This window comes from Mesorhizobium sp. M7A.F.Ca.MR.148.00.0.0, assembly GCF_003997735.1.
Classification (GTDB): domain Bacteria; phylum Pseudomonadota; class Alphaproteobacteria; order Rhizobiales; family Rhizobiaceae; genus Mesorhizobium.
In genome coordinates this window covers 1-9,302 of record NZ_RZTB01000161.1, presented here as the reverse complement: position 1 = coordinate 9,302, position 9,302 = coordinate 1, and the positions used below count along the sequence as shown (strand labels likewise).

Below are 9,302 nucleotides of genomic sequence, written 5' to 3'. Positions count from 1 at the left end.
GGGCTAGGGTGGGGGTCCTTCTTCGCAAGAATCCATATGCGATAGCCCTGCCGTAAACGGGGAGAAGGGAGCTAACGGCCAAAGGCCGAGCCCGCGACCGCGGGCCGCCGATCGTTCGGCGCCCCCGCGGAGGGCCCGCCGCGGCAGCGGCGATACGGCCCGTGAGCGAAAACTAAACGGCCGTCAGGCCGCCTTCTTCTTCGGCTGGATCAGGCCGCGCTCGACCAAAAGCTCGGCGATCTGCACCGCGTTGAGTGCGGCGCCCTTGCGCAGATTGTCGGAGACGATCCACATCGACAGGCCATTGTCGATGGTCGAGTCCTCGCGGATGCGCGAGATGAAGGTGGCGTCCTCGCCGGCCGATTCCAGCGGCGTGATGTAGCCCCCGTCCTCGCGCTTGTCCAAGACCTGGCAGCCCGGGGCTTCCCGAAGAATATCGCGCGCCTCGTCGGCGGTGATCGGCTTTTCGAACTCGATGTTGACCGCTTCCGAATGGCCGATGAACACCGGCACGCGCACGCAGGTCGCCGTCAACTTGATCTTGGGGTCGAGCATCTTCTTGGTCTCGGCGACCATCTTCCACTCTTCCTTGGTAGAGCCGTCGTCGAGGAACACGTCGATGTGCGGGATGACGTTGAAGGCGATGCGCTTGGTGAACTTCTTGACCTCGACGCCATCGGCGACGAAGACCGCGCGGGTCTGCGTGAACAGCTCGTCCATGCCTTCCTTGCCGGCGCCGGATACCGATTGATAGGTGGCGACGACGATGCGCTTGATGGTGGCGAAATCGTGCAGCGGCTTCAATGCCACCACCAGCTGCGCCGTCGAGCAGTTCGGGTTGGCGATGATGTTCTTGCGCGTGAACAGCGAGATCGCGTCCGGGTTCACTTCCGGCACGATCAGCGGCACGTCCTGATCGTAGCGGAAGGCCGACGAATTATCGATGACGACGCAGCCCTGCTTGCCGATCTTCGGCGACCATTCCTTGGAGACGCTGCCGCCGGCCGACATGATGCAGATGTCGGTGTCGGAAAAATCATACTGGTCGAGCGTCTTCACCTTCAGCGTGCGGTCGCCGAACGACACTTCCGTGCCCTGGCTGCGCCGCGACGCCAGCGCCACGACTTCGCTTACCGGAAAGCCGCGCTCTTCCAGTATGTTGAGCATTTCCCGGCCCACATTGCCCGTGGCGCCGACGATCGCTACCTTGAAACTCATCGAAAAATCTCCTGTCCCTCTCCGCTTGGTTTTTGGAGAAACCCGCTGGCCGATGCGGGTTCCGTCCCCCGGGCCGAACCCGGGAGAGGGTGGTTAGGCCAAGGGAGTCACACCGTTTTGGTGGTGGTCTTGGCCATAGTTTTGCTGGAACGAGGGGACGCGCCGACGCGCCCGGCCCAATGATGTGCATTGAGGCTGGGGGCATCGAATGCAAGAAGAGCCATCAAAAGGCCGCGCATCGAAAAACGATCCCGTTCAAAGCGGGCTTTTACGCGGTTTGCGTCAAGAGTCAATTGCGATGAGCGTCCTGTTGCCCTGTACAATGGCGGCGGCACGAAGTACGAACGGCATGACCATCCGGCTCATGGAGCGTCCCGACGCCCGCCGAAGACAGGCCCATTGCTGGGCATATAAGAATCCGAATTCCGAAAGAGTAAGATGTCCAACTTCGATGCACTCGTTCCCGCGCTGGCAAGGGCGCTGGAAAAACGCGGCTATTCCGAGCTGACGCCCGTCCAGAAGGCGGTTGTGGCGCCGGAACTCGGCGAGGCCGATGCGCTGGTTTCGGCGCAGACAGGCTCCGGCAAGACGGTGGCCTTCGGCCTCGCACTGGCGCCGACCCTGCTTGAGGGCGCAGAGCGCTTTGGCCACGCGGCCGCGCCGCTGGCGCTGGCGGTGGCGCCGACGCGCGAACTCGCCTTGCAGGTGACGCGCGAGCTGGAATGGCTCTACGAACTGACCGGCGCAACCGTGGCGTCCTGCGTCGGCGGCATGGACATGCGCTCGGAGCGGCGTGTGCTGGAGCGCGGCGCCCATATCGTCGTCGGCACGCCCGGCCGGCTGCGCGACCACATCACCCGGCGCTCGCTCGACATGTCGGCGCTGAAGGCGGTGGTGCTCGACGAGGCCGACGAGATGCTCGATCTCGGCTTTCGCGAGGACCTCGAATTCATCCTCGACGCCGCTCCGGCCGAACGCCGCACGCTGATGTTCTCGGCCACCGTGCCGCGCTCGATCGCCACGCTCGCCCAGGGCTACCAGCGCAATGCGGTGCGCATTTCGGCCGCCGGCGAGGAGAAGCAGCATCTCGACATCGAATACCGGGCGCTGAGCGTCGCCCAGCCCGACCGCGAGAACGCCATCATCAACGTGCTGCGCTATTACGAAGCCAAGAACGCGCTGGTGTTCTGCAACACGCGTGCCGCCGTCAATCATCTGACCGCACGCTTCAACAACCGCAACTTCTCCGTCGTGGCGCTTTCGGGCGAGCTCAGCCAGAACGAGCGCAGCCATGCCTTGCAGGCAATGCGCGACGGCCGCGCAAAAGTCTGCATCGCCACCGATGTCGCGGCGCGCGGCATCGATCTGCCCAATCTCGAGCTGGTCATCCACGCCGATCTGCCGACCAATCCGGAAACGCTGCTACACCGCAGCGGCCGCACCGGTCGCGCCGGGCGCAAGGGCGTCAGCGCGCTGATCGTTCCCAACAGCGCCCGCAAGCGCACCGAGCGGCTGCTGCAGAACGCCGGCCTCAAGGCGACATGGGCGAGCCCGCCCTCGGCCGACGACGTGATGCGGCGCGACGACGAGCGCATCCTGGCCGATCCGGTTTTCGACGAGCCGGTGAGGGACGACGAACGCGGTTTCATCGACGCGCTCCTCGCCAGACATGGCGCCGAACAGGTGGCCGCTGCCTTCGTGCGCCAGTGCCGCGCCAGTCGCTCGGCGCCCGAGGACCTCATGGAGATCGCGCCCTTCACGCCGTCGCGTGAAAGACCGGCGGGCGAAGGTTTCGCGCGCCGCGACGAGGCGCCCAGCCGCCGCGACGATTTCGGTGACAGCGTCTGGTTCTCGCTGTCGATCGGGCGCCGGCAGAATGCCGAGCCACGTTGGCTGATCCCGATGCTGTGCCGCACCGGCAGCATCTCGAAGCGCGAGATCGGCGCCATCAAGATGCAGCCGGAAGAGACCTACGTGCAGATATCAGCCGACTGGGCCGACCGCTTCCTGGCCGCGATCGGTCCCGACCGCAAGCTGCAAGGCAACATCCTGGTGAAGCGGCTCGACGGTACGCCCGATCTTTCGCGCGCCGGCTATCAGCCGCCAAGCCCCGACAAGAAGCCGCATCGCGGCAAGGCGCCGTTCGACCCCAACGCGCCGAAGCGCAAATTCGAAAAACGTGCACCGGCAGCAGTCGATCAGCGCCCGGCCGCCCCGCATGATGCAAAGCCATGGGCGAAGAAGCCGGGCAAGCCGAAATTCGACACCACCGGCGCGCCCAAGCACAAGAAGGCGAAGAAGCGGCCCGACTAGAGCATTTCACCGTTTCACGGAAACGGCGATCTGCTCTAACTCTTTGTTTTGACGCAATTCCCGAGGAAAATGCTATGCGTTTTCCCGGGAAAACCGCTTCACACTTTTCCTAGAGTTGCTCTAGGACTTTGGCCGGAGGGACGCGCTTGCCTGCAGGCCAGCCTTGATGGCCGCCCAGCTGGCCGATGCCGGCGTCGGGCGATGCTGCTTTGCGATGCGTTCCGTCAGCGACGAGCGCCAGCCAGAATCCTCCGCCATCCTGCGGATCGCAGCGTACCAGCCGGCCTGGTCATTGGAATCGATCGCCGGCATCAGCCCGCCGCTCGCCTCGATCAGCGACGGCGCGGTCGAGACGATGACCGGAATGCCGAAATCGAGACATTCCGAGGCGCCATAGCCCCAGCCCTCGATATGCGAGGGAAAGACGCCGAAGCAAGCGCTGCGATAATATCGGATGAGCTCCTCATCGCTGATCGCTCCGGTGAACGTAACCCGCTCGAGCAGTCTCGGATGAGCCTTGAGATAGGCGCGCAGCGGATCGATCATCCAGCCCCAGCGCCCGGCGCAGACGAGCCGCGGCAGCTTGACGTCCTCGTCGAGCGCCTGCTGCCATATCCGTGCCAGCAGGATGTGGTTCTTGCGCACTTCGATGGTCGAGCAATAGAGCACGAACGGCTCGTCGGCCTCGATGCGCGAAGTCTGGCCGATGCGCGAAGCCGTCTCGTACAGGATGGACGGCATCGGAAACCGGTATACCACCGGCTGCGTGACGCCTGCCTGTTGCATATGATCGGTCAGCGTCGCCCCAACTTCGTCGGATGCACAAAATGCCGGCGCGCCGGAACGCACGAGGTGCTCGAGATATGACCCGTAGCGAGCCTCGCCAGGGCTCATACCAACCATGTCGGGGCGCAGTGTCGGGATGAGATCGTGGCAAAGAAACGCAAGGCCACCGGCGCGCCCGGAGACGGCGGTTCGGTCATCCCCGGTCAGAATGTGATGGCTGATCAGGACAAAGCCGCGTTCGGTCTCGTTCGGTTGGCTTGGAACCTGACGCGGGGCCGACCGGATCCGCGCCCGCTGGTACAGACGATAGGCCCGAATCAGCAGCCTCGTCGCCTGATAGGCAATCCCTTTGCGGCCATGGGTCACCGTCTTGGCGAGATGGCGGGCGGCGTCGCGCTTGCCCCATGGCTGCTGCCTCACCGCTTCGAGGGCCTGCGACATCGCCGTGCGCCTCCCAGGCCATCGTTTGAGCCGCCAGGGTGAAATCTCGCCCGTCGCGACATGGTTCTGCTCGAAAGGAGCGAGGGGGCGAAACCGGCCTTCCCACGGTCGGAACGCCACCACCTCCACGCTAGGGTCGGGATCGGCCAGGGCTGCGCTGACGAGAAAGCTTTCCACCCGTGGGATGCCGACAAGTCCCTGGCCGGACGGCCAGAACGTCAGGCCGGTGGCGTCGATGGCCAGCCTGGGAGGTCTTCTTTCCCCTCCATCTTCAATCACGGTTTTACTGTCGGGACTCTCGACTGTCATGTCTGCTTCTGTCGAAGGCGGTTGCACTCGATGCTTTATGCTTCATTTGCCGCTAAGACGGTAGCCATGCCGGCTTGCCCATCGGCTCGGGCCTGTGCCACCTTCGGCCGGGACGTGGCGAGAGGGGTGGCAAATGCGCGGCGAAGTGCTTCACTATGACGAGGACCAGGGTTTTGGCTTCATATCCGGGGCCGACGGCAACCGTTACACCTTCACCCGCGAGAACCTGCGCCGGGAAACTGCTATGCGGAAGGGCGCGGCCGTCGAGTTCCAGCCGGGTGGCGGCCAGGCGCGCGACGTTTTTTCGATCACCGCTCCGACCGCCCCTCCGGCGGCCGCAGACCCCAGCATCAAGGCCGCACTGGCCCAGGCCAGCGTTCCGCCTGCAGCGGCCCCATCTCCTGCGCAGCATTTCGGCCGATCTTCCGAGACAGCCGAGCCCAGTGATCTCTGGGGCTATTTCTGGCGCGGCGTGACGCAGAACTATTTCAATTTCGCCGGACGCGCCCGCCGCAAGGAATATTGGGGCTACTGCCTGTTCTGGACGGTTTGCCTGCTGATCATCGGCGGCATCGGCCTGTACACCGATATGGATATGGGCGGTTTCGACAGTGATATCTCGGGCGCGATAACGGTCGGGTTGTGCGGCACGTTCCTGCTGGCGACACTCCTTCCCAGCCTCGGCATGATCGTGCGCCGGCTGCACGACATCGGCCTGTCGGGCTGGCTCTGCCTGCTGATCCTGATCCCGACCATCGGCAGCCTGATCATCCTGGTCTTCGCGCTGATCCCGACGCAGGCCCGGGAAAACCAGTGGGGGCCGGTGCCTGCGGGCGTCAGAATATAGTTTGCGTGCATATTGCAATCGCACCCAACCCTGGGTAGCATTCGCCGTAGCTAGCGTGAATGGGGGGCTGGGTATGCGCGGTGCGGTGCTTCACTACGACCAGGATCAGGATTACGGATACATCAACGGTATCGACGGCAAGCGCTATATCTTCACCCATAACGATCTGAATCAGGGGGTGACCCTCGCCAGGGGCGCCCTTGTCGAGTTTCAACCGGATGACGGTACGGCGCACGATATAGTCGCCGTCACCCCGACAGCGCCATCGCCAAGCACGGGCCAGCCACGGCAGCCACGCCGTTCGGCCGAGAGCAGGCCCGCCTATTCCACGGGTCTGTGGGCTTACTTCTGGCGCGCGATAATTGCGGACTATAGCAATTTCAAGGGTCGCGCCCGCCGCAAGGAATTCTGGGCCTTCTGGCTATTCTACACCCTCGGGATATTGGCGCTTCTAGGCTTCGGAATACTCGTTGACCTAGCGTTCAATGGCTTCAAAACCAATGCGGACAGGACGCCGATGAGGGCCATAGGGCTCATACCCTTCCTGGTTTTCTTTTCGGGATTGATCCTGCCGTCGATTGCCCTCGTCGTGCGGCGTGTGCATGACGCGGGTCTGAGCGGCTGGTTTGCACTGCTGGGCTTCATCACTCCCATTGGCAGCATTGCCTTGCTGGTCTTCGGACTTCTGCCGTCCCAGGTGGGCGAAAACCCTTGGGGACCAGTGCCGGCAGGCGTCAGGATCTAGCCGCTTTTCAGCGCCTCGCCCGAAAGCCTGAGAAAGACCTTCTGGCCGTGGCGTTCGGCGCCAAGCCGGCCGTAGAAGCGCAGTGCGCCCTCGTTCCAGTCCTCGGTGGTCAGGTCGATGCGGCCGATGCCTTCGCGCAGGCAATGATCGGCGAGAAAGCCGATCATTGCTCGGCCGACGCCGGCGTTGCGGGCTTTGTCGCGCACGAACAAATCCTTGAGGAACAGCAGCCGCTCAAGATCGATGCCGGGATGCGCGATCGCCACCGACGCCAGGCCGCCGACCTCGCCGCCGACGAAGGCGAGCGCGAAATGCGGATAGGCCGGGCTTTCCTCGCCAAGCCATTTTCGTGGGCAGACAGGGCCCGGTCGGCATCGAGAGGTGGCTGCCGGTAGTGAACAGCCATCTCGCACAATATGGCCGCGAGTGCCGCGGTGTCCTCGATCGTCGCCCAGCGGACGTCGACCGTCACAGTATCAGCCCAGGAATTTGGCGATGATCGCGTCGCCCATCTCAACCGTACCGACCTCGGTCATGCCATCGGACATGATGTCTTTCGTCCGCAGGCCCGCGTCGAGCACGGCGGCGATCGCGCTTTCGACGCGGTCGGCTTCCTCGACCATGCCGAAGGAATAGCGCAGGCACATGGCGAAGGAAGCAATCATGGCGATCGGGTTGGCGATGCCCTTGCCGGCAATGTCGGGCGCCGAGCCGTGCACCGGCTCGTACAGCGCCTTGCGCTTCTTGGTCTTCACATCAGGCGCACCGAGCGAGGCCGACGGCAGCATGCCGATCGAGCCGGTCAGCATGGCGGCGATGTCGGACAGCATGTCGCCGAACAGATTGTCGGTGACGATGACGTCGAACTGTTTTGGCCAGCGCACCAGCTGCATGCCGCCGGCATCGGCCAGCATGTGGTCGAGCTTGACGTCGGAATAGCGCGCCTTGTGGGTCTGGGTGACGACCTCGTTCCACAGCACGCCCGACTTCATCACATTGCGCTTTTCCATCGAGGTGACGTGGTTCTTGCGCGTGCGTGCCAGTTCGAAAGCGACGCCCGAAATGCGCTCGATCTCGAACGTGTCGTAGACCTGCGTGTCGATGCCGCGCTTCTGGCCGTTGCCGAGATCGATGATCTGCTTGGGCTCGCCGAAATAGACGCCGCCGGTCAGCTCGCGCACGATCAATATGTCGAGGCCTTCGACCACCTCCTGCTTGAGCGAGGAGGACGCCGCCAGCGCCGGGTAGCAGATGGCCGGGCGAAGGTTGGCAAACAGCTCCATGTCCTTGCGCAGGCGCAGCAGGCCGGCCTCAGGGCGCACCTCGTAGGGCACCGCATCCCATTTCGGACCGCCGACGGCGCCGAACAGCACCGCGTCGGCCGCCATCGCCTTTTCCATGTCGGCATCGGAGATCGCCGCGCCATGCGCGTCATAGGCGCAGCCGCCGACCAGCCCCTCATCGGTGGCAAAACCGCTGCCGAGCTTGTCGTTCATGACCGCGATCAGTTTCTTGACCTCGGCCATGGCCTCGGGACCGATGCCGTCACCGGGGAGCAGGAAAAGATGCTTCGTTGCCATGGAGGAACCGTCCTGGAAAGAATTTGAACCGCGGCCTTGCTAAACGCCAAGCCGGTTGTGCGCAAGGAGTAACGCAGCGATCAAGAACAACCTCGTTCGTTTGCGATCCTTCGCGCTCCCCTCTGCCCCGCCAGCCTCCCGCAAATTGCAGCGCCTTGCCTTCACCGATGCGAGAGAATGTTGACCAGCCGGCCGAACGGATCGCGGACATAGAAGCGGCGCACGCCCCAGGGCTCGTCGGCCGGTCCGTATTCGATGGCGAAGCCCGCCGCTTTCATGGCATCGAGCGCCGCATCGACATCATCGACCTCGATCGAAAGATCCGGCACCGGCGTGCCCGAGCCGCCTTGCGCCATGAAACTGACCTGGACATCCATCTTTGCCTGCGAGCCGTAGGTGGCGATCCAGCCAAGGTCCATCAACACATCGAGGCCGAGCACGTCCTGGTAGAAGCGCTTCGCCGCGGCGACATCCGGTGTCCCGATGTTGGCAACGATACGCCGGACTTTCATCGTCGACCCGCCTTTTACGCCGTGCGCCGCAGCGCGGTGACTTCGATCTCGATCTTCATTTCCGGTCTGTTGAGCTGGCAGACGATCATCGTCGCCGCCGGCCTGATGTCGCCGAACGTCTCGCCGAGGATCGGGAAGACCACGTCCACGAAAGCCTGGTCGGTGATGTAGTAATGCGCCCGCACCACGTCGGCCATCTCGAAGCCGCCGTCCTGAAGCGCCTTGCCGATCGTCGCCAGGCAATTGCGCGTCTGCGCCTCCACCGTCTCCGGCATCGTCATCGTCGCGTAGTCGTAGCCGGTCGTCCCGGACACGAAACACCAGTCGCCCTGCACCACGGCACGCGAATAGCCCGCGGTCTTTTCGAAGGGGGAGCCGGTGGAAATGAGTGTGCGCATGGGGCCTCGCAAGTCAGTGCAGCCATATTGCAACGATGAGGCCGCTTCGGCCATGGGCCAACGCAGACCGATTGGCTGTGCAAAACGGTTTCGATGTCGGCGGGACAGCACCCCCCTCTGGCCTGCCGGCCATCTCCCCCGCAAGGAGGGAGA

At 63.9% G+C, this 9,302-nt stretch carries 9 protein-coding genes; 3 read left to right on the top strand and 6 right to left on the bottom strand.

What is annotated here, in order from left to right:
* Positions 1–183: 183 nt before the first annotated feature.
* Positions 184–1,218: an aspartate-semialdehyde dehydrogenase gene (locus EOB49_RS31065; RefSeq protein ID WP_127383223.1), complete on the bottom strand. Its 1,035-nt coding sequence runs from the start codon at positions 1,216–1,218 to the stop codon at positions 184–186.
* Between the two features lie 438 nt (positions 1,219–1,656).
* Here EOB49_RS31065 and EOB49_RS31055 point away from each other — a divergent pair, with 438 nt between their 5' ends.
* Complete coding sequence (locus EOB49_RS31055) at positions 1,657–3,531, top strand: DEAD/DEAH box helicase (protein ID WP_127383222.1); 1,875 nt, start codon at positions 1,657–1,659, stop codon at positions 3,529–3,531.
* Between the two features lie 120 nt (positions 3,532–3,651).
* Here EOB49_RS31055 and EOB49_RS31050 read toward each other — a convergent pair whose 3' ends face one another.
* A complete protein-coding gene (locus EOB49_RS31050; RefSeq protein WP_127383221.1) occupies positions 3,652–5,067 on the bottom strand; it encodes a glycosyltransferase in 1,416 nt (471 codons plus the stop codon).
* Positions 5,068–5,200: 133 nt separating this feature from the next.
* On the opposite strand from EOB49_RS31050, the gene EOB49_RS31045 reads away from it, so the two are divergent.
* Positions 5,201–5,914: a DUF805 domain-containing protein gene (locus EOB49_RS31045; RefSeq protein WP_127383220.1), complete on the top strand. Its 714-nt coding sequence runs from the start codon at positions 5,201–5,203 to the stop codon at positions 5,912–5,914.
* A gap of 73 nt (positions 5,915–5,987) precedes the next feature.
* Entirely contained in the window at positions 5,988–6,659 is a 672-nt protein-coding gene (locus EOB49_RS31040; RefSeq protein ID WP_127383219.1) for a DUF805 domain-containing protein, read from the top strand.
* Here EOB49_RS31040 and EOB49_RS31035 read toward each other — a convergent pair.
* The 4 genes from EOB49_RS31035 to EOB49_RS31020 form a co-directional block, all read right to left on the bottom strand.
* On the bottom strand, positions 6,656–7,072 hold the full coding sequence (locus tag EOB49_RS31035; RefSeq protein ID WP_245472904.1) for a GNAT family N-acetyltransferase: 417 nt from the start codon (positions 7,070–7,072) through the stop codon (positions 6,656–6,658). The genes EOB49_RS31040 and EOB49_RS31035 overlap by 4 nt on opposite strands.
* Before the next feature lie 63 nt (positions 7,073–7,135).
* Positions 7,136–8,239, bottom strand: a complete 1,104-nt coding sequence (gene leuB / locus EOB49_RS31030) for a 3-isopropylmalate dehydrogenase (protein WP_023814440.1) — start codon at positions 8,237–8,239, stop codon at positions 7,136–7,138.
* Between the two features lie 161 nt (positions 8,240–8,400).
* Positions 8,401–8,751: a VOC family protein gene (locus EOB49_RS31025; RefSeq protein ID WP_127383218.1), complete on the bottom strand. Its 351-nt coding sequence runs from the start codon at positions 8,749–8,751 to the stop codon at positions 8,401–8,403.
* 14 nt (positions 8,752–8,765) lie between these two features.
* Positions 8,766–9,149: a RidA family protein gene (locus EOB49_RS31020; RefSeq protein WP_127383217.1), complete on the bottom strand. Its 384-nt coding sequence runs from the start codon at positions 9,147–9,149 to the stop codon at positions 8,766–8,768.
* Positions 9,150–9,302 lie beyond the last annotated feature (153 nt).

Excerpts from the sequence above, each read along its gene's own strand:
- EOB49_RS31020 (WP_127383217.1), bottom strand. The coding sequence starts at position 9,149 with ATGCGCACACTCATTTCCACCGGCTCCCCCTTCGAAAAGACCGCGGGC.
- EOB49_RS31055 (WP_127383222.1), top strand. The coding sequence starts at position 1,657 with ATGTCCAACTTCGATGCACTCGTTCCCGCGCTGGCAAGGGCGCTGGAA.
- EOB49_RS31065 (WP_127383223.1), bottom strand. The coding sequence starts at position 1,218 with ATGAGTTTCAAGGTAGCGATCGTCGGCGCCACGGGCAATGTGGGCCGG.
- leuB (WP_023814440.1), bottom strand. The coding sequence starts at position 8,239 with ATGGCAACGAAGCATCTTTTCCTGCTCCCCGGTGACGGCATCGGTCCC.
- EOB49_RS31045 (WP_127383220.1), top strand. The coding sequence starts at position 5,201 with ATGCGCGGCGAAGTGCTTCACTATGACGAGGACCAGGGTTTTGGCTTC.
- EOB49_RS31025 (WP_127383218.1), bottom strand. The coding sequence starts at position 8,751 with ATGAAAGTCCGGCGTATCGTTGCCAACATCGGGACACCGGATGTCGCC.
- EOB49_RS31050 (WP_127383221.1), bottom strand. The coding sequence starts at position 5,067 with ATGACAGTCGAGAGTCCCGACAGTAAAACCGTGATTGAAGATGGAGGG.
- EOB49_RS31040 (WP_127383219.1), top strand. The coding sequence starts at position 5,988 with ATGCGCGGTGCGGTGCTTCACTACGACCAGGATCAGGATTACGGATAC.